Source organism: Candidatus Laterigemmans baculatus, assembly GCF_010367455.1.
GTDB classification, from domain to species: domain Bacteria; phylum Planctomycetota; class Planctomycetia; order Pirellulales; family Pirellulaceae; genus Laterigemmans; species Laterigemmans baculatus.
On the sequence record NZ_WRPR01000052.1, the window covers coordinates 18,983 to 42,470 of the forward strand.

23 protein-coding genes are annotated in these 23,488 nt (G+C 64.6%); 17 read left to right on the forward strand and 6 right to left on the reverse strand.

Annotation, left to right across the window (positions count from 1 at the left end):
• Positions 1-4: 4 nt before the first annotated feature.
• Positions 5-277, forward strand: a complete 273-nt coding sequence (locus tag GNK13_RS11430) for a DNA-directed RNA polymerase subunit alpha C-terminal domain-containing protein (RefSeq protein WP_164102656.1) — start codon at positions 5-7, stop codon at positions 275-277.
• Between the two features lie 200 nt (positions 278-477).
• Here the strand turns inward: GNK13_RS11430 and GNK13_RS11435 are convergent, their stop codons facing one another.
• On the reverse strand, positions 478-1,734 hold the full coding sequence (locus tag GNK13_RS11435; protein WP_164102657.1) for an outer membrane protein assembly factor BamB family protein: 1,257 nt from the start codon (positions 1,732-1,734) through the stop codon (positions 478-480).
• 514 nt (positions 1,735-2,248) lie between these two features.
• Between GNK13_RS11435 and GNK13_RS11440 the strand changes: the two genes are divergently transcribed.
• The 5 genes from GNK13_RS11440 to GNK13_RS11460 all read left to right on the forward strand — a co-directional run bounded on the left by GNK13_RS11440 (position 2,249) and on the right by GNK13_RS11460 (position 5,646).
• On the forward strand, positions 2,249-3,295 hold the full coding sequence (locus tag GNK13_RS11440; RefSeq protein ID WP_164102658.1) for a hypothetical protein: 1,047 nt from the start codon (positions 2,249-2,251) through the stop codon (positions 3,293-3,295).
• A gap of 44 nt (positions 3,296-3,339) precedes the next feature.
• Complete coding sequence (locus tag GNK13_RS11445) at positions 3,340-3,744, forward strand: hypothetical protein (RefSeq protein WP_164102659.1); 405 nt, start codon at positions 3,340-3,342, stop codon at positions 3,742-3,744.
• 142 nt (positions 3,745-3,886) lie between these two features.
• The gene (locus tag GNK13_RS11450; RefSeq protein ID WP_164102660.1) at positions 3,887-4,357 is read left to right on the forward strand and encodes a hypothetical protein; all 471 of its coding nucleotides are present in this window, start codon (positions 3,887-3,889) and stop codon (positions 4,355-4,357) included.
• Between the two features lie 10 nt (positions 4,358-4,367).
• Entirely contained in the window at positions 4,368-4,979 is a 612-nt protein-coding gene (locus tag GNK13_RS11455; RefSeq protein WP_164102661.1) for a hypothetical protein, read from the forward strand.
• A 13-nt stretch (positions 4,980-4,992) separates the two neighbouring features.
• Complete coding sequence (locus GNK13_RS11460) at positions 4,993-5,646, forward strand: sensor histidine kinase (RefSeq protein ID WP_164102662.1); 654 nt, start codon at positions 4,993-4,995, stop codon at positions 5,644-5,646.
• A 98-nt stretch (positions 5,647-5,744) separates the two neighbouring features.
• Here GNK13_RS11460 and GNK13_RS11465 read toward each other — a convergent pair whose 3' ends face one another.
• Both GNK13_RS11465 and GNK13_RS11470 read right to left on the reverse strand, forming a co-directional pair.
• Positions 5,745-5,987, reverse strand: a complete 243-nt coding sequence (locus GNK13_RS11465) for a hypothetical protein (RefSeq protein ID WP_164102663.1) — start codon at positions 5,985-5,987, stop codon at positions 5,745-5,747.
• 97 nt (positions 5,988-6,084) lie between these two features.
• On the reverse strand, positions 6,085-6,261 hold the full coding sequence (locus tag GNK13_RS11470; RefSeq protein WP_164102664.1) for a hypothetical protein: 177 nt from the start codon (positions 6,259-6,261) through the stop codon (positions 6,085-6,087).
• A 41-nt stretch (positions 6,262-6,302) separates the two neighbouring features.
• Here GNK13_RS11470 and GNK13_RS11475 point away from each other — a divergent pair, with 41 nt between their 5' ends.
• From GNK13_RS11475 to phoU, 7 genes are all read left to right on the forward strand, one after another.
• Entirely contained in the window at positions 6,303-8,156 is a 1,854-nt protein-coding gene (locus GNK13_RS11475; RefSeq protein WP_235935069.1) for a peptidylprolyl isomerase, read from the forward strand.
• 322 nt (positions 8,157-8,478) lie between these two features.
• Positions 8,479-9,750, forward strand: a complete 1,272-nt coding sequence (locus GNK13_RS11480; RefSeq protein WP_164102665.1) for an aminotransferase class I/II-fold pyridoxal phosphate-dependent enzyme — start codon at positions 8,479-8,481, stop codon at positions 9,748-9,750.
• Positions 9,751-9,888: 138 nt separating this feature from the next.
• Positions 9,889-10,941 (forward strand): PstS family phosphate ABC transporter substrate-binding protein, encoded by a 1,053-nt coding sequence (locus GNK13_RS11485; RefSeq protein WP_164102666.1) that lies wholly within the window; start codon positions 9,889-9,891, stop codon positions 10,939-10,941.
• A gap of 21 nt (positions 10,942-10,962) precedes the next feature.
• Positions 10,963-11,964, forward strand: a complete 1,002-nt coding sequence (gene pstC / locus GNK13_RS11490; RefSeq protein WP_235935071.1) for a phosphate ABC transporter permease subunit PstC — start codon at positions 10,963-10,965, stop codon at positions 11,962-11,964.
• A gap of 101 nt (positions 11,965-12,065) precedes the next feature.
• Positions 12,066-13,292 carry a PstA family ABC transporter permease gene (locus GNK13_RS11495; protein ID WP_164102667.1) on the forward strand — a complete coding sequence of 409 codons (1,227 nt, stop codon included), beginning with the start codon at positions 12,066-12,068 and terminating at the stop codon, positions 13,290-13,292.
• Positions 13,293-13,316: 24 nt separating this feature from the next.
• Positions 13,317-14,144: a phosphate ABC transporter ATP-binding protein PstB gene (gene pstB / locus GNK13_RS11500; protein WP_164102668.1), complete on the forward strand. Its 828-nt coding sequence runs from the start codon at positions 13,317-13,319 to the stop codon at positions 14,142-14,144.
• Between the two features lie 5 nt (positions 14,145-14,149).
• Positions 14,150-14,815: a phosphate signaling complex protein PhoU gene (gene phoU / locus GNK13_RS11505; protein WP_164102669.1), complete on the forward strand. Its 666-nt coding sequence runs from the start codon at positions 14,150-14,152 to the stop codon at positions 14,813-14,815.
• A gap of 84 nt (positions 14,816-14,899) precedes the next feature.
• On the opposite strand, the gene GNK13_RS11510 is transcribed toward phoU, so the two are convergent.
• From GNK13_RS11510 to GNK13_RS11520, 3 genes are all read right to left on the reverse strand, one after another.
• Positions 14,900-16,051 (reverse strand): RluA family pseudouridine synthase, encoded by a 1,152-nt coding sequence (locus GNK13_RS11510; RefSeq protein ID WP_235935073.1) that lies wholly within the window; start codon positions 16,049-16,051, stop codon positions 14,900-14,902.
• Positions 16,048-17,157 carry a tetratricopeptide repeat protein gene (locus tag GNK13_RS21715; protein ID WP_235935074.1) on the reverse strand — a complete coding sequence of 370 codons (1,110 nt, stop codon included), beginning with the start codon at positions 17,155-17,157 and terminating at the stop codon, positions 16,048-16,050. The genes GNK13_RS11510 and GNK13_RS21715 overlap by 4 nt, the downstream gene beginning before the upstream one ends.
• A gap of 107 nt (positions 17,158-17,264) precedes the next feature.
• The gene (locus GNK13_RS11520; RefSeq protein WP_164102670.1) at positions 17,265-17,636 is read right to left on the reverse strand and encodes a DUF2237 family protein; all 372 of its coding nucleotides are present in this window, start codon (positions 17,634-17,636) and stop codon (positions 17,265-17,267) included.
• A 220-nt stretch (positions 17,637-17,856) separates the two neighbouring features.
• On the opposite strand from GNK13_RS11520, the gene GNK13_RS11525 reads away from it, so the two are divergent.
• From GNK13_RS11525 to GNK13_RS11540, 4 genes are all read left to right on the forward strand, one after another.
• Positions 17,857-20,193, forward strand: coding sequence for an ATP-dependent helicase (locus GNK13_RS11525; protein ID WP_164102671.1), 2,337 nt, complete (start codon positions 17,857-17,859; stop codon positions 20,191-20,193).
• 218 nt (positions 20,194-20,411) lie between these two features.
• Positions 20,412-21,971, forward strand: a complete 1,560-nt coding sequence (locus GNK13_RS11530; RefSeq protein WP_203329031.1) for a glycosyl hydrolase — start codon at positions 20,412-20,414, stop codon at positions 21,969-21,971.
• Positions 21,972-22,393: 422 nt separating this feature from the next.
• A complete protein-coding gene (locus GNK13_RS11535) occupies positions 22,394-22,657 on the forward strand; it encodes a hypothetical protein (protein ID WP_164102672.1) in 264 nt (87 codons plus the stop codon).
• Positions 22,658-22,904: 247 nt separating this feature from the next.
• On the forward strand, positions 22,905-23,435 hold the full coding sequence (locus GNK13_RS11540; RefSeq protein ID WP_164102673.1) for a carboxypeptidase-like regulatory domain-containing protein: 531 nt from the start codon (positions 22,905-22,907) through the stop codon (positions 23,433-23,435).
• Positions 23,436-23,488: the final 53 nt, after the last annotated feature.

Sequence of the window (23,488 nt, forward strand, 5' to 3'; positions counted from 1 at the left end):
CCGAATGTCGACCCGCATTCCGCTGAGCAAAGCTGACGAACGCGCCCGCCTGCAACGCGATCGCCTCGATCTGTCGATCGCCGAAATGGGCCTCTCGGTGCGGACCACCAACTGCTTGGAAGAGACCGGGATCTTCACCGTCCGCGACCTGCTCGGGGCGACCCCCAAGCGGTTGCTGAGCATCTCGAACTTCGGCGAAAAGACGCTCGAAGAAGTCTACGGAGCGCTCGAGCAACTCGGCTTCTACCGCCCAGGCCGCAAACCGGTCGAAGTTTAGGGCGGACGGATTGGAACAGGCTGATAGCCCGCAATCCTTGACTGGGCATGCATTGACGATCAGCCGCCACACGCTAGCCCGGATTATTCATCAGCCGCCGGGCGCTAGCCCCCGGTTCTCGAAAACGCCGCAAGAACCGGACGCTAGCGCGTGGCGGCTGATTACATTGGCGGCTTGCCATGCCTCTACTGCGATAGGTACTACGGCGCCAATTCCAGGGCGATGAGCTCTCCGCTGGTCGCCGACTGGGTGCGGCGGCAGTACAGCACGCCGTCGGAGAGCGCCGGCAGCGAGCGATAGACGCCGGCGGGCAACTCGGCGGTGGCCAACCGCTCCAACCGCTCGGGGTTCGCCGCCAGCAGATCGAGCTGGCCGTCGACCCGCTGGGCCACGATCCGCTCTCCCGCGGCGATCAGGTGAGCGGTTCCATAGTCGGGCTGTTCCCAGGCAGTCGCGCCGTCCGACCAACTGACGCACTTCAGCCCCGCGTCTCCCAAATCCTCGCGACCGCTGATCGCGTACAGCCAACCGCCGACGCGGACCGGCGAGGCGTACTGGCTGCTGATCACGTCGGTCGATTCCCAGAGCGGAGTCGGCGGCGAATCGGCCAGATCGACTTTGCGACACCCCACGCCATAAGCGGCCGTGACGAGCAACTCGCTGCCGTCGACCAGCGGCGTGGCTGCGTTGACCGTCGGACCACGACGGCCAAAATCGAACTGGCGGACGATCTCGCCGCTCGCCGGATCGACCATCACGGTGGCCATCCGCAGCACCGCCACGACGTACGTCTTTTCGCCGACCCGGGCGGTCACCGGCGAAGCGTAGGCGGCTTCTTGGTCGGTCGCCGTCCAAAGCGTCTGCCCCGTGGCCGCGTCGACAGCGACCAACCCCGCCCCAGCTTCACCTCCGACCGCGGCAATCACTCGATCCTCCACGACGATCGGCGTGCTGCCGGCACCGAAATAGCCATCGTCGCCGCGGTAGTCGGTCCGCAATTGCCGCGACCAGAGCGTTTTGCCATCGGCCAGGGCGACCGCGTGCAGATCCCCCGCCGCCCCATACACGAAGACCCGCTGGTCGGCGACGACCGGCACGCAACGGGGTCCGCGATCGGCATCCACCCCACCGCGGTAGATCGCTGGAAACGCCGCCCGCCACAGCCGCTGGCCCTCTTTTACCGAGAGGCAATCGAGCACCTCCTCGTCGCCGAGCCGGTGCCAAAGCAGCACTTTGCCAGAGGCGACGGCGACACCGGAGTACCCTGCCCCACACTCGGCTCGCCAGCGAATCGCCGGCGGCTGACGCCAGGGGGCGACCGTTTCCCCCTCGGCATGCCCATCCCGCTGCGGACCGAGTACCTGCGGCCAATCCCCGCCGCGAACCGGAGTCTGCCACGAGCCAAAAAACGCAAAGCACAGCAGCGAGAGGGCGAGCAACGGAAGGGGAGGAGGCATGGCAAGCCCTCGAGGGAAGGGAAAATTTTGCAATCGGGAGTGTCAATCGTACACGGATCGGCAGTCGTGCTCAGCGAAGCGGTACTCGTACTCAGCGAAGCGGTACTCGTACTCAGCGCAGCGGTACTCGTACTCAGCGCAGCGGTACTCGTACTCAGCGAAGCGGTACTCGTACGCAGCGAAGCGGTACTCGTGCTCAGCGCAGCGGTACTCGTACTCAGCGCAGCGGTACTCGTACTCAGCGCAGCGGTACTCGATCCCCGCGGCTCGCGTGTCGGTGCGCTCGAATCGAGTACGAGTACCGCTTCGCTGAGTACGAGTACGAGTACGAGTACGAGTACGAGTAGGAGTAGGAGTAGGAGTAGGAGTACGAGTACGAGTGGGGGTGGGGGTGGGCTGCTCTCGGCGGCGGAGGCTCTATACTCTTGTCGGCGTGCGGCGGGTATGGTTCGAGCACTCCGCCCTGGGCATTGCCACCTGCTCCTCTGACGACCTGAAGCGCGATTCCGCTGCCATGCCACTTTTACCGCAACCGTGGAGCAAGAAACGGGGCAGCCGCCTGGCAGCGCGGGTGTTTTCGGGCGTCGTGGGCGAAGTGCTGTTTTACGCGCTCCTGTTTTTGATCGGCGTCTTTGCGGTGACGCTGACGATCGTCGGCCGGTTTCCTGGCGGAGGCGGTCCGGCGGTCCCAGTGGGACTCGGTTTTTGGATCTTTCTGATCGCCTCGCTGGCCTTGCTCGTGACCGGCGGAGGCGGCTTGAGCTACCGGATCCTGAGGGTCGGGGCGAGCAGCGAGCGGCGGGCGGCGCTGGCGCGGCGGACCGAATCGCTCGAGCTGGTCGGTCGCCCGGCGCGGCAAACGCGGCCGCTCCCCAACGTGCCTCAAGGCGACGCGCTGGGAGACAGCCCCGGGATTCGCTTGGCATACCGTTTGCCCTCTAGTGCCTCGCCGGTGACACGTGTGGCTGCGGCTGCTGTTCTCGCTTTGCTTTGGTGTGGAGTTTGGGTGGTCTTGGCCGCGGTCGCTGTGTCGGGGCTCTGGCGGGGGACTCCGCGGCCGATGCTGACCTTCCTGCTGCTGCCTCTGGGGGGAATCGGGATCTGGACCGCGCGGTACTTTTTGCGGCAGCTCCGTGAATCGGCGGGCGTGGGGGCGACAATCGTCGAGATCAGCGACAATCCGCTGCGACCCTCGTCCAGCTACCGATTATTCGTCGCCCAGTTCGGCAAGCTGAGGCTGCGGCGTTTGCGGGTCAGCCTGGTTTGCGAAGAGGAATCGATTTTTCGCCAAGGGACCGACGTCCGCGTCGACCGCCACGTGGCGAGCGAGACGGCAATCTGTAGCGAGAAGAACGTCTCCATTGACCCGGAGACACCATGGGAGGAAGAATTTGAATTGAAAGTGCCTCCCAGAGCTATGCATTCCTTTCAAAGTCCGCACAATGCGGTTCATTGGAAAATAGTCGTCAGTGGAGAGTCTCGACCGTGGCCATCGTTCTCCCGAAGTTTCCCCGTCGTCGTTCATCCGCCCTGCGGAGCGGGGACGCGCGACCGGCGGTGAGCCTGCGTTGCGAACGGGCTGACGGTCGGTACACCTGCGGTGACATGTTCGAATGCACCTGGCATGTCGAACGGCTGAACCTGGAGAGCTTGCAGGGGATCGAACTCTCGGTGCTGTGGTACACCGAAGGCAAAGGAGACGAGGACCTCTCGGTTCACTTCTTTCGCCGGCTCAGCGCCGCCCGGCTCCGCGAGATCGATTTGAGCCAGCCGCAAAAGTTCGTCTCGCTGCTTCCCGAGAGCCCCGTCTCCTACAACGGTCACCTGCTGCGGATCCGCTGGTGCGCGCGGATGCGGCTGTTCCTCTCCGGCGGCCAGGAGATCGTGACCGAGCTCCCGTTCACGATGCACGCCGCCGGCGACGACGCCGGCGACCGCCCCACTCCACCCCTCCAACCCGCGCTCGAATCACCTGCGACCCGATCACCTGCGACCCGACAACCCGTTTAGCACTCGTTACACTCGCCCCGGCGCCCTCCCCTACCTGCGCGCCGACGATGCTTCGCCCCTCTCCGCGGCCGAACTCGCCGCTCGCGTCGCCGCCCACCGCCGGGCGTGCATCAGCGGACCTCACGGGACCGGAAAAACCACGATGCTGGCCCATCTTCGCGGCCATCTCGATTACCTGAGCGGACACCCCTCGCAGCTGGTCACCCTGCGAGCCGGCGAGGCTCAGGCAAAGAAGGCCGCCGCGGCCCAGCTCTGGCGGACTCTGGCTGCGACCCCGCGCGGAGCAACGCTGATCGTCGACGGCTACGAACAGCTGGCTTGGCTCAGCCGCTGGCGGTTGCTGTATCGAGCCTGGCGGGCGGGCGTCCGGCTGCTGGTCACCGCCCATCGCCCGCCGCAAGGTTTTTACCGGCTGTTTGAGACGGGAACGCCGCAGTCGGTCGCCCGTCGGCTCACGGCAATCCTGCTCGACGACTTTCCCGAACAACGCGAGGCGATCCTCGACCCCCACACTTTTGAGCAGCGGTGGCGAGCCGCCGAGGGGAATGTTCGCCAGCTTTGGGCTACGCTGTACGAGGACTTCGAACACCAATTGCCTCCCTCCCATCGATGAGTCGACTCGCGTGAGCATTCGTCTGAACGTCGTCGTGAGCCAATCGGCGGGCGGAACGCCGCAGCGCCGCGAGCTGGAATCGGACCTCGTCGCCCGCTTGATCGGGGCGCCCGGAATGGACCTGAGTCTGATTGGTCCGCTCGAGTCGCTCGCCGAGAACTCGACCGATCGACTGCTGCTCGAACGGCTCGGCGGCGACCTCGCCCTGCTCTCTTGGGAAACGCCCGCGGTGGCCGCCGAACGATTGGCCGCATGCCACATCCCTGGTCGTCGCGCTCCGCACCCGCTCGACGCGGAAGCGGCAGCCATCGGCAGCGCGTCCGGCGAGCGGCGGATCTTCCACCACCCGCTCGCGGACCACTCCGCAGCGACCCTGCAAGCAGCCCTCGAGCGGTTGCTCGCCTCCCGCCGCGTCGTCACCTTCCAGCTCGCCCCGGCAGCCCCCCACCGCCCCGTGCGACCGTCGCTCGCATCCCCCCGCCCCGCATCCCCGCCCGATCGCCACGCCGCGGCCCCCAATCCGCACCGACCGATTGCGGCCCAAGAGCCAGTGGCCGAGCCGACTTCGACAGCCGACCGGTGGGACGCGCTGGTCGACGAGTTGAACGACCTGGATATCTAAGCGAGCCCTTCCCATGAACTCGCCATCTTCTGAGAGCGATCCGGACGACCTGCAAGCCGAGCGGTTTGCGGCGGATCTCCACGACGGGCTGATCCAGTGGGTGGTCGCGGCGAAGATGCACGCCGAAGCGATCCGGGCGCACCACAAAGCGGGCCGCGAGATCAACGACGATTCGCTCGCAGCGCTCATCGAGACCCTGCAGCGGGCGATCGCCGAAGGGCGGCAGCTGATCCGCCGGCTGCATATCCCGGAGATCGCGGGAGGCTACTGGCACGCGGTGCTGAAGGGCGACTTGGAGCAAATGCAGCACATCGCTTCCCCCACGATCGCGCCGCCGGCGAAGCTCAAGATCGAGCTGGCTGCGGCGAGCGAACCGCTCCCGCAAGCGGTGGCCACCACGGCGTACCGGCTGATTCGAGAAGCGGTCTGGAATGCCCAGCGGCATGCGGGGGCCGACACGATCCGCGTTACGGCCGACGTCGTCGATTCCTGGTTGCGGCTCGACATCGCCGACGACGGGCGGGGATTCGAGCCGACGCAGGTACCGCAGGCGCGGTGGGGCGTGCGGGGCATGATCCGCCGCGCCGAGCGAGCCGGAGGAACCGCCAGCCTCGAGACCGCGGCCGGCCAAGGCACGCGGCTCCGCTTCGAACTCCCGCTGGCATAGATAGTCGCCGGCAGCTTCATCAGCCGCCGGGCGCTAGCCCACGGTTCCCGGAAACCGGACGCTAGCGCGTTTCGGCTGATCGGTTTCCGCAACCAGCTTCAGGTGCTTGTCGTCGTCTCGATGTCTTTGAGCGAACGGCCGAGCCGCTTCCGCGTTCCCTTGCCGCTGCTGGCCCCGACGCGTTTGGTCTCGTTGCCTTCGCCTTGGAGGAGCGCCGCGACGCCCGGATGCAGTTCATCCGCGTCGGCCGGCACACCGAGGTCTTCGATCGCGTCGCTCACACCGAGCAACACCGACTGTTTGACGCCGTTGCGGAGCCAAGCAAAGAAATTCACGTCCATGCGGATTCCCCTAATGGAACTGTGGAGGTCGTGGAACTGTGGGAGCTCCTGGGAAGGGGCGAATCGCCAGCACCAGCGATCCGCACAGGCCCAGGTGTTAGGTCCAGGTGTAGAGCGACCACGGGCGCGAAGTCCAGAGCGGATCGGCCCGCTCGGCAGCGACGCGCCGCGACAGTGTTGCCGGCCCCTCGGCACCGGCGGGAATGATCTTGAGCCGAATTGCGGAGATTTCTAGACTCCCCCCGCGGCTGTCGACCACGGACCGGGTCGGCATCGGACGATTTGTTCATTCGCTCGGTTCATGGAGTGACCGAAATGACCCTCTCCCAGACGTTTCTGAAATCCGCACGAGCATTGTCGATCGCGATGCCGCCGGTGCTCGCGATCCAGCTTGCCCTCGCAGTCCAGCCCGCTCCGGCCGCCGATCCCCCGGCAACTTCCGCCGCCGCACCCGCCGCCGCACCGAAGGTGGCCAAGGACAGCGTGTTGGCGATCGTCAACGCCGAGCCGCTCACCCGCCGCCGGATCGGCGAAGAAGCGATGCTCCGCTACGGGACCGATATCGTCGACGGGATGGTCGATCGCTATCTGGTCCTGCAAGCCTGCAAGGAAGCCGGGATCCACATCAGCAACCAAGACGTCCAGAACGAAGTCATCCGCGTAGCGGGCAAATTCGGGCTCTCGCCCGAGAGCTACCTGCGGTTGCTCGAAGAAGAGCGGGACATCACTCCCGAACAGTACAGCAGCGAAGTGATCTGGCCGATGCTGGCCCTGCGGGCGCTGGTCGCCGACCAAGTGACGGTCACGCAGGAAGAATTCGACCGGGCCTTCATCAGCCAGTACGGCGAAGCGGTCAAGTGCCGGATGATCCTGGTCTCCGAGCGAAGCCGAGCCGAAGAGCTGCTCAAACAGGCGAAGGCCAACCCCGACTCCTTTGGCCAGCTGGCCGCCCAGCACAGCGAGGACGCCGGAAGCGCGAGCGTCCGGGGGCTGATCCCGCCGATCCGCCACCACATCGGTGACCCGGAACTGGAGAAGCTCGCGTTCGGGCTCAAGGAGAACGAGATCTCCGAGCCATTCCAGCTCGGCGACCAGTGGGCGTTCCTGCAGTGCGTTCGCAAACTGGCTGCCACCCCCCCCTCCGAAGAAGCCTTCCCGGCGATCCGCACGCAGATCACCGATCGGCTGCGTGACGAGAAAGTCCGCGGCGCGGCGGGTGAACTGTTTCAAGAGCTGCGGCAAAAAGCGCAGGTCGTGAAAGTCTTTGGCAATCCCGAACTGGAAGCCCAGTACCCCGGGGTCGCGGCGATCATCAACCAGCAAAAGCTGACGATCGGTTTGGCGACTGAGGAAGCCATCAAGCGTCACGGCCAGGAGATCCTCGAAGGCGAGATCAACCGCACCCTGCTGACTCAGGCCCTCAAGAAAAAGCAGCAGCAAGTCACCGAGGAAGACGTCCAACGCGAAGTCGAGCGGGCCGCAATCGCGTTTGGCTTCGTCACCGCCGATGGCAAAGCCGACGTCGACCGCTGGCTGGCCAACGCGCTCGAAGGCGAAGACGCCAAGGCGATCGAGCTGTACAAGAAGGACGCCGTCTGGCCGACCGCCGCGCTGAAGAAACTGATCGACGCGGAGATCACCGTCACCGAGGAAGACCTCAAGCAAGGCTTCGAAAAGAATTTCGGACCGCGGGTCGAAGTCCAGGCGATCGTGCTCGGCGATCAGCGGACCGCCCAAAAAGTCTGGGACATGGCCCGCAATAATCCAACCGAGAAATTCTTCGGGGAACTGGCCGCCCAGTACTCGATCGAGCCGACGTCGCAGAGCAACTTTGGCAAAGTCCCGCCGATCCGTCGCTTTGGCGGCCAACCGGCGATCGAAGAGGAAGCCTTCGCGCTCCAGCCGGGTGGGCTGAGCGGGATCATCGCCACCGGCGACAAGTACATCCTGCTGCGGTGCCAAGGCCGCACCGAACCGCTCGTCAGCGACCCGAGCGCCGTCCGCGAGGAACTGACCCGCGACATCCACGAAAAGAAGGAGCGGATCGCGATGGCTGCGACGTTCGACGAAATCAAGCAGTCGGCGCAGATCGATAACTTCCTGACCGGGACCACCCAGGACGGACGGGTCGCCGAGGCCCCCCAGCAAGCCGCCCCGGCAAAACGCTAAACCGCTGGCAGACCACCCTGAGCCGACGGCGCTAGCCGCGGGTTCTGCACCCCCCGCCGAGATGTGAGGCCCGAGGCTAGCGCCTACGGCTCAAGAAGGGCGAGCCGCACTGGGCCCTCCCCGCTCGTTCCTCGCGACCCTCCCGGGGGGAGGGTGACGGTGGAATGCCGTTTTTTGAGAGACCGCTAAACCGTGGCGGCTGGTGAGGCCGATCGACAGAGCGTCGAGCGAGTCCTACAACGAGTCGGAGAAATGGAACACAATGGGGACCGCCTCGCCGCGGCCCCCCTTTCCGTCACCGTCTCCGCCCCCACCAGCAACCATGACCGATTCCTACGATTTCGATGGGCCGGCGATCGATCCTCCCACCGAGGACCCGAAGCCGGCTCCGTTCGAAGTTCACTTCGCTTCTCGCGTCGATCGCTTGCCGCCCTACATGTTCGGGCGGATCAACAACACGCTCTATCAGAAGCGGCGGGCTGGTGCCGACGTGATCGACATGGGGATGGGCAATCCCTCCGATCCGCCCGCCCCGGAAGTGGTCGAGAAGCTGATCGAAGCGGCCCAGGATCCGCGGAACCACGGTTACAGCAAGTCGAACGGTTTGCTCAACCTGCGGCGTGAGCTGACCAGCAAGTACTTTCGCAAGTTCGGCGTCCGGCTGGACCCCGAACACGAAGTCATCGCCTGCTTGGGGAGCAAGGAAGGTTTTTCGCACATGTGCCTGGCGCTGATGGGCCCGGGCGACACGGCGATCATTCCTTCGCCCTACTTCCCGATCCACATGTACGGCGTGATCCTCGCCTCGGGGAACGTCGTCGCTCTCGACGTGGCCGATCCCGACAAGTTCCTCAGCAACGTCGCCTACACCTGCGAGAACCTGACGCCGCGGCCGAAAGTGCTGATCGTCAACTACCCGCACAACCCTTCGTCGGCGACGATCGAGCCCGATTTCTTCGTCGAAGTCGTCCGGCTAGCACGCAAGTACGGCTTCTTGGTGATCCACGATTTTGCCTACGCCGACGTGGCGTTCGACGGTTACCAGCCGCCGAGTTTCCTGGCCGCTCCGGGAGCGAAGGAAGTGGGCGTGGAATTCACGACCATGAGCAAGGGCTACAACATGGCCGGCTGGCGGGTCGGCTTCTGCGCCGGGAACGCCGAGATGATCCGCGGCTTGGGGACCGTCAAGGGCTACTACGATTACGGGATGTTCCAGGCGATCCAGATCGCGGCAATCGTGGCTCTGCGAGAGACCGAAGCGGCGGTCGAGAAGCAGTCGCAGATTTACCAGGGCCGCCGCGACGTGCTGGTCGACGGCCTGCGGCGGATCGGCTGGGAAGTGACCCCGCCGCGAGCCGGCATGTTCGTCTGGGCCCGCGTCCCCGAGCCCTGGCGGAGCCGGATGAGCACGATGGACTTCGCCCTGATGCTGCTCGAGCAAGGGGACGTGGCGGTCAGCCCGGGCAGCGGGTTTGGAGCCGCCGGCGAAGGCTACCTGCGGCTGGCGCTGGTGGAGAACGAACAGCGGCTGCGGCAGGCCGTGCGGCAGATCAGCCGCTGCCTCGAGCGAGCCGCCGCCCCGGCAGTAAGCTGATTCTTCACACGATCTTCACGATTTGCCTCTTTACCAAGGGCCCACCCGAGAGGCACGATGATGCGAGCGTTGGGGCGGCCACGGCGGTCCCCTTCCGCAAGTCCATCGAGCCGTGCTACCGCCTGAGGAAACCGTACGATGCGTCTGTCTCTGTTGCCCCTGATCCTGGTGATCGCCGCGGTGGGCTGCTCTTCTAAAATCGCTCCCACCGAGCAGGCAGAGGAGCAAGCGGCCGAGAAAATCACGGTCAATCGCGAACTGACTGGCGACGTCTCGATCGACGGTTCGAGCACCGTCTATCCGATCAGCGAAGCGGCGGCCGCCCAGTTCCAAAAGCGGTATCCGAACGTGGGCGTCACGGTCGGACAGTCGGGGACCGGCGGCGGGTTCAAGCGGTTTACGAAAGGGGAGACCGACATCTCCGACGCGTCGCGATCGATCAAGCAGGAGGAATTCGAATCGGCTCGCCAGTCGGGCGCTGCGTTTGTCGAAATGCCCATCGCTTTCGACGGGCTGACAATCGTCGTCCACCCGAAAAATGACTGGGTCGATCAGATCACGGTCGACGAACTGAAGAAGATCTTCACCGCCGAGGGACAGGCGAAGAACTGGAGCGACGTTCGCGAGGGCTGGCCGGAAAAGGAGATCGCGATCTTCGCTCCCGGGACCGATTCGGGCACGTTTGACTATTTCAACGAGGTCGTCGCTGGCGAAGACGGACAGATGCGAAGCGACATGAGCACCAGCGAAGATGACAACGTGCTGGTCACCGGCGTCTCGGGCTCCCCCGAAGCGATCGGCTTTTTCGGAGTCGCGTACTACGAAGAGAATAAAGACAAGCTGAGAGCGGTCCCGGTCGTCAATCCGCAGAGCGGCGAAGCGGTGCTGCCGAATCCCGAGACGATCGAAAGCGGCGAATACGCTCCCTTCAGCCGTCCGCTGTTCATCTACGTCAACGCCGACTCGCTCCGCCGTCCGGAGGTCAAACGGTTTGCGCAGTTCTACCTCGAGCAAGCTCCCGAGTTGGCGGCCGAGACCGGCTACGTCGCGCTTCCGGCGAGCGTCTATGATCAGGTGCGGACGAACCTCCAAAGCCGCAAGACGGGCACGCACTATTTGACGGAAGAAGGCGAGAGCCGATCGGGCCCGGTCACGGAGGTTTACGCTCCCGAGAACCTCCACAGTTTCTAGAAACTGGAATCGAACCACGGCATGAGTTCCGCCATCGTCCAGGACGAGCGTTCGGAGCGCGACGAGCAAACCGTCGCGGATCGGAATGCTGCCCGCGTCCGGGAGCTGTTTTCCCGCCCGATGCGACCGCTGCAGGGCATCCGCTTCCGCGAATTTTTCATCTTCGCCACGCTCGTGCTGTGCGCGATCTTCTCGATCCTGGTGACCGTTTCGATCATCGGGGTCTTGATCACCGAGACGCTGCAGTTCTTCCGCAGCGACGAAGTGACGGTCGGGGAATTCCTGTTCGGCACCGAGTGGAATCCGCTGATCGGCCGCGAAAAGCATTTTGGGATCTGGGCGCTGATCAGCGGCACGCTGCTGGTCACCGTGATCGCGATGGTGATCGCCCTCCCGCTGGGATTGATCACCGCGGTGTATCTCAGCGAGTACGCGCCGCGGCGGGTGCGGAACGTGCTCAAGCCGGTGCTGGAAGTGCTGGCTGGAATCCCCACGGTCGTCTACGGCTTTTTCGCCCTGACGACGATCACGCCGATCCTGCAGTGGTTCCACGAGGGATTCAACGTCTACAACGCCTTGAGCGCCGGGATTGCCGTCGGAATCCTCTGCTTGCCGACCGTCTGTTCGCTCTCGGAGGACGCCCTGCAGGCGGTCCCGCGAGCCCTCCGCGACGGGGCCTACGGGCTGGGCGGAACCCGATTTGATGTGTCGGTGAAAGTCGTGCTGCCGGCGGCGCTGAGCGGAATCATCAGCGCGTTTCTGCTGGCCGTGGCCCGCGCGATTGGCGAGACCATGATCGTCGCCCTGGCCGCGGGAAGCCGTCCGCGAGTCACTGCCGATCCTCGCGAGGACGTGCAGACGATGACGGGGTTCATGGTCCAGATGGCCACCGGCGATGTTTCCAACTACGGCGTCGAGTACTATTCGATGTACGCGGTCGCCTTCACGTTGTTCGTCCTCACGTTGGCTCTGACGATGTTCGGCAGCGTCGTCCGCCGACGCTTCCGAGAAATGTACGAATGAGCCAACCGCACCCGGGATCGCCAAACCCACCGGAATCAGTGGGCCCACCGGAATCAGTAGGCCAGCCGGAATCAGGGGACCAGCCGGAATCGAAATCCGCCTTGGGAAGAGAGCCCCTCGCCGCGCAGTCCCCCGCCGCGCAGTCGCCCGCGGTGCGGTTGCGGGAAGGCCGCGGCCGGATTCGTCTGAACGTGGCATTCTTTGCGCTCTGCGTGGCCACCGCGGCCATCTCGGTGCTGACGCTGATTTTTCTGCTCTCCTCGATCCTCCGCGAAGGCGTTCCCTACCTGACGCCTACGCTGATGACCTCCGGGCCCCAGCCGGTGCCCGAGGAAGCGGGGATCTGGCCGGCGCTGACCGGCACGATTTGGGTCTGCACGCTGTGCGGACTGCTGACGCTGCCGATCGGGATTGCGACGGCGATCCTGCTCGAAGAATTCCGCCCCCGAAACCGCTGGGGTGCGATGTTCCACGGACTGATCCAGCTGAACATCACGAACCTGGCGGGCGTCCCCAGCGTGGTGTACGGGATTCTCGGTCTGACCGCTTTCGTGGGAATGTTTGGGCTGTTCCAAGTGCCGGGGGCATCAGGGGCACCCGCGTTCGAGCAAGGCGTCCAGTACTACGATCAATTTTTCAGCGAAGGAGAGCGGGCGGTGCTCGTCCCGGTCGCCGACCGAGACGCTCCGATGAGCGAGGTTCGCGAGGGGATGACCGCCTACGACGTCGACCTCGAGCCGATCGAAGTCCACGTGATCGAGCCCGGTGGCGACTACCCCGAGGACCCCGAAGTGCTCGCCTACACGCTGTTCAGCGACGCCGAGGCGGGGCGGATCGACAAGCGGGCGTGGTATTATTTCCGGCTGCCGTTTGGCCGCGGCGTGCTGACTGGCGCTCTGACGCTGATGCTGGTCATCCTCCCGATCGTGATCATCAGCAGCCAGGAGGCGCTCCGCGCCGTCCCCTCGTCGCTGCGCGATGGAGCCCGTGGACTCGGAGCGACTCCCTGGCAGGTGGTCTGGAACGTCAGCCTCCCGGCAGCCATTCCGGGGATCATGACCGGTGCGATTCTGGCGATGAGCCGGGCGATCGGCGAAGCGGCACCGATCCTGATCATCGCGGGGATCGTGTATATCAGCCGCGGTCCGCAACACTTGATGGACGACTTCACCGTGATGCCGATGCAGATCTTCAACTGGACCGGTCGTCCCCAGGAAGGTTTTCATGGCATCGCCGCCGCGGCAATCATCGTCTTGCTGCTGATTCTTCTGTCGTTCAACGCGGTCGCGGTGCTGATACGCCAGAAGCTTCAAAAGCCCCTTAGCTGATCCATGCTGGAACCGACTGTGACCATGCAAGAAAAGACCATCACACCAGCGCCCCTCCCGCGGTCGCCACAGGAGACGCCGCAATCGGCCGCCGCGAGCGCCGCGGCGATTCGCGTCTCGGAGTTGAGTTCGTGGTATGGCGACTTTCAGGCCCTGCACTCGATCTCGCTCAACGTCCCTGAGCGGCGGGTGACCGCCTTCATCGGCCCGAGCGGATGCGGCAAGAGCACCCTGCTCCGCTGGTTCAACCGGATGAACGACACGATCGCCGGAGCCCGCTGCACCGGCACCGCGATGCTCGGCGAGCTCGATCTGCTGGCCCGCTCGACCGACGTCGTCGACCTCCGCCGCCGGATCGGAATCGTGTTCCAAAAGCCCAACCCGTTTCCCAAGAGCATCTTCGAGAACGTCGCCTTCGGACCGCGGCTGCACATGCGGTGCTCCAAGAGCGAACTCCAAGATTTGGTCGAGTGGGCGCTTCGCAAAGCGGCCGTGTGGGACGAGGTCAAAGACCGCCTGCATGCCCCCGCCCTGGGACTCTCCGGCGGCCAGCAGCAGCGGCTGTGCATCGCGCGGGCGATCGCCGTCGGCCCCGAAGTCCTGCTGATGGACGAACCCTGCTCGGCGCTCGACCCGGCCAGTACATTGGCGGTCGAGGACTTGATCTTTGAACTGCGGCAGCAGTACACGATCATCATCGTGACCCACAACATGCAGCAGGCCGCTCGCTGCAGCGACCAAACCGCGTTCTTCTACGAAGGCCGGCTGGTCGAGGTGGGACCGACCGAACAAGTCTTCACCAAACCCGCTCGGAAGCAAACCGAAGATTACGTCACTGGAAAATTTGGGTAACCCGCATGTCGAAACATCTGCAACGCGAGCTCGATCAACTCCGCGATGAACTGCTGTCGCTGTTCGGAATCGTCGAACAAATGATCGGACAAGCGTTTCGGGCGTTGCGCGACCGGCGGCCCGATCTGGCCCGGCAGGTCATCGAGACCGACCAGGCGGTCGACGAGCGGGAAGTTCACATCGAGGAAGAGTGCCTCAAGCTGCTCGCCCTGCACCAACCGGTCGCCAGCGATCTGCGGTGGCTGACGATGGTCATCAAGATCAACAGCGACCTGGAGCGGATCGCCGACCTCGGCTGCAACATCGCCGAACGGGCCGAGGCGCTGCACCATTTCCCGCTGTTTCCGATCCCCGAGGATCTGCAGGTGATGGTGCAAGAAGCCAGCGCGATGGTCCGCCAAGCGCTCGACGCATTCGTCGATAGCGACGCCGCCTTGGCCCGCCGCGTGATCGCTGCCGATGACAACGTCGACGCGCTGAACCGCAAGATGATCGGGGAGCTGCAGGAGCGGATGAAGGAATCCCCCGAGAACGTCGAACCCGCCCTGCACTGCTTCAGCGCCACCCGCCACTTGGAGCGAATCGCCGACCTGGCGGAAAACTTGGCCGAAGACGTGATTTTCATGGCCGAGGGAGCGATCGTCCGCCACCGCCATCACGAGATTAAGTGAGGACTCAACTATCAGCCGCAACGCGCTAGCGTCCGGTTCTCACGGCGTTTCCGGGAACCGGGGGCTAGCGCCCGGCGGCTGATTTCACTGATCGCGCAGCTCTCTCAGCCTCTCGAGCACCGCCGTCATGTCGGCCGGCAGCGGAGCTTCGAACACCATTCGCCGACCGCTCTGCGGATGATCCAGCTCGAGCCGAGCGGCGTGCAGAGCCTGGCGTTCGAGCAGCGGTGGACCTTCGCTGCGAACGCCGCCGGCAGCCGAGCTCTCGAGGTGAGCGGCGGTGATCATCGACCTCCCCCCGTAGAGCCGATCGCACAGCACGGGCGTTCCCACGTGCTCCAGGTGCACGCGGATCTGGTGCGTTCGCCCCGTCTCGGGCGAAAGCCGCACGAAGGAGAAGCGATGGAACCGCTCGAGCACTTCGTAAAACGTGCGGGCCGGTTTGCTGGTGACGTGGTTGTCGCGAATCGCCATCTTTTCCCGCTGGTACGGGTGGCGACCGATTGGCGCATCGATCTGGTCGCGATCGCGATCGAGCCGCCCGGCGGTAACGGCCAAGTAAGTTTTGCTGACCGTCCGCGCCGCCCACTGCTCGGCCAAATGGATGTGGACCGCATTCGTCTTGGCGATCACGATCACGCCGCTGGTGTCGCGATCCAAGCGGTGCACGATCCCCGGCCGCGTCGGTCCGCCGACATCCGAGAGCGACTGAAAGTGGTAAGCCAGCGCGCTGGTCAGCGTCCCCGTCCAATTCCCTCGGGCTGGATGGACCACCATCCCCGGAGGCTTGTTGACGACGACCATCCCCTCGTCTTCGTACAGGATGTCCAGCGGGATCGCTTCGGGGATCGGCCCGTCCGCTGCTGGAGGCGGCACGCGAAAGCGAACCGTCTGCCCCGCCTTGACCCGAAAACTCGGCCGCTTCACCCGCCCATCGACTTCGGCCGCGTCGTTCTGCACCGCACGACGCAACTGCTCGCGGCTGTAGCCATCGATGACATGCGTCAAGAACAGATCGAGCCGCATCCCTCGGGCACTCTCGGGGACGACCATCTCGCGAATCGGCTCGCCGCCCGAAACATCGCCGCCCGAAACATCGCCGGACTCCGCCGCGAGTGACTCGCCCGCCGCACCCTCTTCCGCCGTGGGCTGCTCCGCGGCCCCCACAGGGACGACCAACTCGTCGATCTCGAAGTCGTCCAACTCGTCTTCTACGGATTCACGTCGAGCGTTCAAGATTGCGAATTCTCTTCGTCGCTCGTCGGCTCGGGCTCGGTGGTCGGCTCAGGCTCGGTCGTCGGCTCAGGCTCCGTGGTCGGCTCAGGCTCCGTGGTCGGCTCAGGCTCGGTGGTCGGCTCGGGCTCCGTCGTCGGCTCGGGCTCGGTCGTCGGCTCGGGCTCGGTGGTCGGCTCGGGCTCGGTGGTCGGCTCGGGCTCGGTGGTCGGCTCGGGCTCGGTCGTCGGCTCGGGCTCGGTGGTCGGCTCGGGCTCGGTGGTCGGCTCGGGCTCCATCTCCGGCTCGCTTTCGGCAGGGGTCTCGGCCGACGGAGCGTCCTCAGCCGGAGCGTCCTCAGCTGGAGCGTCCTCAGCTGGAGCGTCCTCGACTTCGGCACCGGGGGTTGTGGGCGGGGCGGGGGTTGCCGGCGGAGTCACCGAAGGGAGCGAGAAGTCGGGGAATTCGGGCAGCGCTCCGGCTTCGGGCATCCCGGGCGGGGTGGCCGGGTCGACGGTGGTCGGCTTCTGCTCTTCGAACCAGGAGACGAACTGTTGGATCCGCGGGTTTTGCAGCGACTCGATCCGTTGCTGGGCCACTTTGACGATGCCTTTGGACTCCTGCAAATCGACGACTTGCTGGTAGGCATCGACCGCCGCTTCGAGATCGCCCTGGGTCTCCAGCGCTTGGGCCAAACCGAAAGCGGCTCGCGACTGGAGCAGCAGGGACTGGGCCGAATCGAGCACTTCGCGGTAGGCCTCGACGGCTTCGCTGAGGCGGGTTTCGGCCTCCTCGCGATCGGAGTACATCGCTTCGATGCCCGCGGCGAGATCGGCATCGGCTTGGGTCAGCGTAGCGACGAGCGCGGCTTGGGTGTCGGGATAATTGGCGCGGATCTCCCGGTAGCTTTCGGCATCTTCCTGAGCCGTGTTGAGCAGCAGCCCGAGCGTGGCGTCGGCTTGTTGCTCCGCCCCTCGAGAGCGGAACAGACCGACTGCGATCACGGCGATCACAATCACCACGACGGCGATCAAGGCGGGAACGGCGTACGGCTCAAACCGCTCGCGGAAAGTGCCCAGATGCCCGGCCAGTTCGTTCTGCTGCAGATGGTGCCGTCGTTCGCTTTTCATAAATTCCAACCGTGCCACAAGCTCGAGAGAGCACCCGAAACCAAGCGGCAAGTATAGAAATTTTCAGGATTTAGCGTCAATAGCGATCCGCCCAATCGTGCTCGTGCTCACTCCTCTCCCCGCAGTTCTTCGAGGCTGGCGAATTCAAGCGTCGAGACGTGGGTGGCTTCGAGCACCACGGGCGGAGCGACGCCGGCGTCGTAGGCCTCTTTCCACCGCGCCGCACAGACGCACCAGCGGTCGCCGGGCTGCAGCCCAGGAAACTGGAACATCGGATTGGGCGTGCTCAGATCGTTGCCCCGCTGCCGTGAGAACCTCAAGAACTCTTCGGTCATCTCCGCGCACACCGTGTGGATCCCCACGTCCTGGCCCCCGGTATCGCAGCAACCGTTGCGGTAAAAACCGGTCAACGGATCGGTGCTGCACGTCTCCAGCGGACCGCCCAACACATTCTTGGCTCCCGATTTCGAGTCAGCCATCGATGGCAATCTCCTAACAAAAATGGCGGGCTGAGGCTTGCGGACGAGCGATGGATTACTTGGAGCGGCATGCTCGGCGGCCCGCCTTCCGCGAGGCGGGCCCACTGCGCAGTCGTGCAACGCTCGCTGATTCTAGCGGCAATCGGGGAGGGACGTCGGTGAGGAAGTTCGTACAATGCACCTGTTCACCGCCCGTCCCTCGTTCGCACGGCCCCTTTCCATGGACGCCATCCTTCGCGATCTGACTCCTGCCCAGCGGGAAGCCGTCACGCACGTCGACGGGCCGCTGTTGATCCTCGCCGGCCCGGGAAGTGGCAAAACGCGTGTCGTCACCCACCGCATCGCCCACATGATCGGGCACGGGATTCCAGCTTGGCAGATCACGGCCCTGACGTTCACCAACAAGGCGGCCGAAGAGATGCGGGGCCGCGTCGAACGGCTCGCTCCCGGCCAGCCGGTGTGGATGGGAACTTTCCACCGTTTCTGCGCTCGGCTGCTCCGCCGCTACGCGTCGCTGGTCGGACTCAATGAAAACTATTCGATCTACGATACGACCGATGCCAAGCAGGCGATGCGGCGAGCGATCGAGGCGGCCAAGGTCAACACCAGCCACACTTCGCCCGAGCAGATCGCGGCGGTGATCAGCCGCTTCAAAAACCGCTTGGTGCTCCCCGAGATGCTCGAGGACCAGGCCCTGCGGGCGGCCGACCACGTCGCCGCTCGCGTCTACCCGGTCTACCAACAGCAACTGCTCACGGCCAACGCGGTCGACTTCGACGATCTCTTGCTGCACGTCGCGCGGATGCTCCGCGACAATCACGAGTTGCGGGCCGAACTCGACTCGCGGCATCGCTACATCCTGGTCGACGAGTATCAGGACACGAACCTCGCCCAGTACGCGATCGTGCGGGCGCTGAGCGTCGACTACCCGAACCTGTCGGTCACCGGCGATCCCGACCAATCGATCTACGGCTGGCGAGGCGCGGACATCAATAACATCCTCGACTTCGAGAAAGACTATCCGTCGGTGCTGACCGTGCGGCTCGAAGAGAACTACCGCAGCACGCCCGAGATTCTGCACGTCGCCGACACCCTGATCCGCCACAACACGCGGCGGAAGGCGAAGGAGTTGTTCACCCATAACCCGTCGGGCGAACCGGTCACGCTGCGGAGCTACAACGATGGCTACGAGGAAGCCGACGACATCGCCGAGCAGATCGCCGCCGGGGTCGACGCGGGGCGGTTTCGACCTCGCGACGTCGCCGTGTTCTGCCGCATGAACGCCCTGACCCGCTCGCTCGAACACGCCTTCCGGGCTCGCGGCGTGCCGTACCAGATCGTCAACGGCGTCGAGTTCTACCAGCGGAAGGAGATCAAGGATCTGCTGGCCTACCTGCACTTGATCAACAACCCGGCCCACGACGTGGCGCTCCAGCGAGTGATCAACACGCCCGCTCGCGGGATCGGCGCGAAGACGATCGAGCGGCTCCGCCAGCACGCTGACTCCCACCGCATCCCGCTGCTCGATGCCGCCCGAGAGGCCGGACTGATCGGCTCGCTGGCACCCCGCTCGGCGGCCAAAGTTGCCGCCTTCGTCGCCCTCTACGACCGGCTGTGCCTGAAAGCGACCGAGCCGCTCGAAACGCTGCTGCGGTACCTGCTCCAGGAAACCGGCTACCAGGAACACCTGGAGAAAACCGCCGTCGATGACTCGGACAACAACCCGCTGGCGAACGTCGACGAGCTGATCAGCGCGGCGGTGGAATTCGATCAACAGTTTCCCGAAGAAGCGCCGCTCGAAGCGTTTCTCGAGCAAGTCGCGCTGGTGAGCGACACCGATGCCTGGCAGGAGTCGAACGATCGCGTGACGTTGATGACGCTGCATGCAGCCAAGGGACTCGAGTTTCCTCGGGTCTACATCATCGCGGTGGAAAACGATCTGCTCCCCCACGCCCGCAGCCAAGACGATCCCTCGCAGCTCGAGGAAGAGCGGCGGCTGTTGTTCGTCGGAATCACGCGGGCCGAGCAGCACCTCCAACTCAGCTACGCCCGCCGCCGCACGATGCGCGGCCAACTGCGGCCAGCCGCCCCGAGCCACTTCTTGATCGAACTGCCGCGGGCCACGATGCGGATGACCGAGACGCCCGATCCGGCCGAGTTCTACACGGGCGGAAGCGACGCCGATCCGTACGCCGACGAGGCGGGATACCCCGACGCGTGGGACTTGCCGGCCGAGGAGGCACGACCCTCGGCCATCGACGATGACGATCTGTGCCAGTTGCCCGATGACGAGCGGGGAATGGTGAGGGAATCGTCCCCCGCGGGGCCGCCGGCGGGAATGACGACTGCGGCCGACTTGCTCTCGCGGCAGCGCGAGAATTCCTTGGCGGTCGGATTCTTTCGCAACGGGATGGCCGTGATGCATCCCGAGTACGGCGAAGGGCGGATCGTCGACCTGACCGGCCGAGGCCCCAAGCGGACTGCCAAAGTCGTCTTCGCCGAAGGCTACACCCAAACCTTTCGGCTCGCCTTCGCCCCGTTGACCCCCGCCGAATAAAACTCACGAATCAAACGAAGGGTGGCCACGGAAAAACACGGAAGGGACACGGAAAGGAGAAGGACCGCCGATAGCACGGAGATCGAGCAGGTTTGTCGGTGCCCCTGCCTCCTCCCCCTTCCGTGTCCTTCCGTGGCCAATCCCTGCTCCCTGCTCCCTGCAACCTGCTCCCTGCAACCTGCACCCTGAAACCTGCACCCTGAAACCTCTCCCCTGCCGTGTACAACGATTCGCTGACGTTTCGCAAGACGATGGGAGATGTCGACGTGCTCTGGCACGACGGCCTGTACCATCTTTTTCACCTGGTCCTGCCGAACCACGACTTTATTGCGCATGCGATCAGCCGCGATGGGTTCAACTGGCACCGCGTCGACAATGCGTTGTTCATCGGACACCCCGGCGGCTGGGACGATCACATGCTGTGGACGGTCCACGTCTCTGCCGATCCCCATCGGCCGGGCTCGTGGCGGATGTTCTATACCGGGCTTTCCCGCCGCGAGCGTGGAGAGATTCAGCGGATCGGGTTGGCTCGCAGCGACGACCTCCTCTCCTGGCGAAAGGCGAGCGACTCGTGGCGTTCGACCGGAGAGAAGCGTCACGACGGCAGCGAGGGAGTCGCAAGCAGCTTCGATCCTCAGAGTTCTTTTCCGCTCGAGGCAACCGCTCCCTGCTACGAACACTCGCTCGACGAGGGCCGCTCATGGGTCAGTTGGCGAGACCCGTTTTACTTCCGCGAGAACGGCAAAGGGTATCTGCTCACGGCGGCTCGCGTCCCCGACGGACCGGTGATCCGCCGCGGCTGCGTGGGGCTGCTCGAGGAGAGCGAGCCGGATCGCTTTAAGACGCTCCCGCCGCTGCACCGTCCGGGACAGTACGACGACATCGAGGTCCCCAATCTGCTCAAGATCGGGCGGTACTATTACCTGATCGGCAGCATTCGCGAGGACGCCAAGGTCCGCTACTGGTACTCCGAGAGCCTCGCCGGTCCGTGGCGGAACTTCTACGACAACGTGCTCTTGCCGCAGGGAAATTATGCGGCCCGCGTCTCCCACGACGATGCCGGGCCGCTGCTTTGGAATTTTTACACCGTCGACAGTCAGCGTCGCGATCATGAAAACATCATGCCGCCGCCGAAGCGGCTGATCCCGCAGGGGGATGGCCAACTGCGGGCGGTCTCCTACGAAGGCTTTGAACAGCGGGTGCATCGCGTCGATCTCCCCGAGACGCTGCTCCCGCTGCAGCCCTTGGTCCACAACCGGCACGCCAACTGGAGCTGCGACGATCCCCGCGACTCGATCACGATCGAGTCCGAAGGGGGCTTTGAAGGTTTTTTGCTGAACCAACAAGTCGACTGCTTTCGCTTTTCGGCCGGGCTCGAACTGGAGGGAACCGGCAAGTGCGGGTTGGTGTTCCGGGCCGACCCGCTGACCAGCAACGGCTACTATCTCTCGCTCGATCTGCTCAAAGGGGTGGCTCAGCTACGGGCCTGGGGAGAGCGTCCCGGGGGGAGGCTCGAGCATGCCTTTCACTTTCGCTCGCTGCAGGCCGGCTACTGGCGGAGCCACAACGGCGGCCCGTTTGAGATTTCGCTCGTCGCGCTCCGCGACTACCTCGAATTCTCGCTCAACGGCAGCGTGCTGCTGACCCTGGCCGATCCGACGTTCACCTCGGGGCGGATCGGCTGTTACGTCGAGACCGCGCGGCTGCGGATCTCGCATCCGACGCTCGAGCATCTCCGCCCGATCCACGACTCCGCCCGCACCCTAGCCTCGGGCTGAGCCTAGGTTCTGTCAGAAAACCCGGCGATTTCACTCTTTTGAGCCGTAGGCGCTAGCCTCGGGTGAGCCGTAGGCGCTAGCCTCGGGTGAGCCGTAGGCGCTAGCCTCGGGTGAGCCGTAGGCGCTAGCCTCGGGCCTCGCAGCCCCGGGATTTCCGCTGCAGCACCCGCGGCTAGTGCCTACGGCTCACCCGAGGCTAGCGCCGTCGGCTCACCCGCGGCTAGCGCCGTCGGCTCACCCGCGGCTAGCGCCGTCGGCTCAGAGTTTTCTGACAGAGCCTGGCTTCGGGCTGAGCCCCGACGCCTCGCATTCTGGCATGGGGCTTGCTCTACGGTAGCTATCGGCGGAGGGCCCGCGGGTTTGGTTTGCGCTCCGCCGCCGTGACTTCCCAGCCTTTGGCTTACCAACAACGAGGTTTACCTGTGCGTTACGCGATTACCCTTGCCAGTCTGATGGCTCTGTTCGGCTTCTCCCTCGGATGCGATGAAACGCAGCTGCGGAATGCCGAAGAAGACTTCAACGAAGCGGTCATTGAGGAAAGCGAAGAAGTCCGATCGGCCACCGCCGACGGGATCGTCACCGAGGGCGAAGTGGAAGACGTCGCCGAAGCTCGAGGCGATACGCTCGAAGCGGCTGGCGAATTGGCCGAACAGCAAGGGGAATATCTCGAGTCGCAGACCGACTGAGCCGATACCTGCTCACAGCAAAAAAATTCTTCCAATGGAAAGCGACGTCTCTTTTCTTCGAGACGTCGTTTTTCGTAGGCTCCCCACTCGGACGGCTGGCTTCGGCCACCGTTCGGGGGCAGAGCGCTTTCTGCCAAGCGAAAAAAAATCGCAAAACGAACTTTTTAACTGCAGAACAGCGGACCGAGCGGACGAATCTTGCAGGTAACAAGTCGTGGCTTTGTTTAAACCGCAGAAGGAACTGGGTATGAAGGCTTCCAAAACTTTTCGGGCGGCAGTCGTCGCTCTGACCTGCTTGGGGGTCTGTTTCCCCCAGATGTCCAAAGCAGCTGAGAACGTCATCGTTGACGGGATCACGATCAGCCAGAAGGTCGAAGACGTCAGCCTGCAGAACGGGCTGCTGATCGGCGGCTTGGTTGACGAAGCCGGCCGCGGCGTCAGCGACGCTCCGGTCGTCATCGGCCAGAACGGCAAACCGGTCCTGGAACTCCGCACCGACGCCGACGGACGGTTCGCCGCCGAAGGACTGAAGCCGGGCGTGTACCAAGTCGTCTCCCACGGCGGACTGAATAACTACCGCGTCTGGGAAGAAGGCACGGCTCCGGCCGTTGCCAAGCGGGGTGTGATCCACACCGTCGATCCCCAAGTCGCTCGCGGTGCTCGCAACGGCGGCCTGCTGGGCGTGCTGGCCAACCCGATCGTGCTGGCCTTGATCATCGCCGCCGCGATCGCGATCCCGCTGGCTCTCGACGACGACGACGATCGCGACGCCAGCTGAGCTTGCTCGCTCACGTTTCTTCAAAAAGAACGCCACAGCCGCCGGAATTCTTC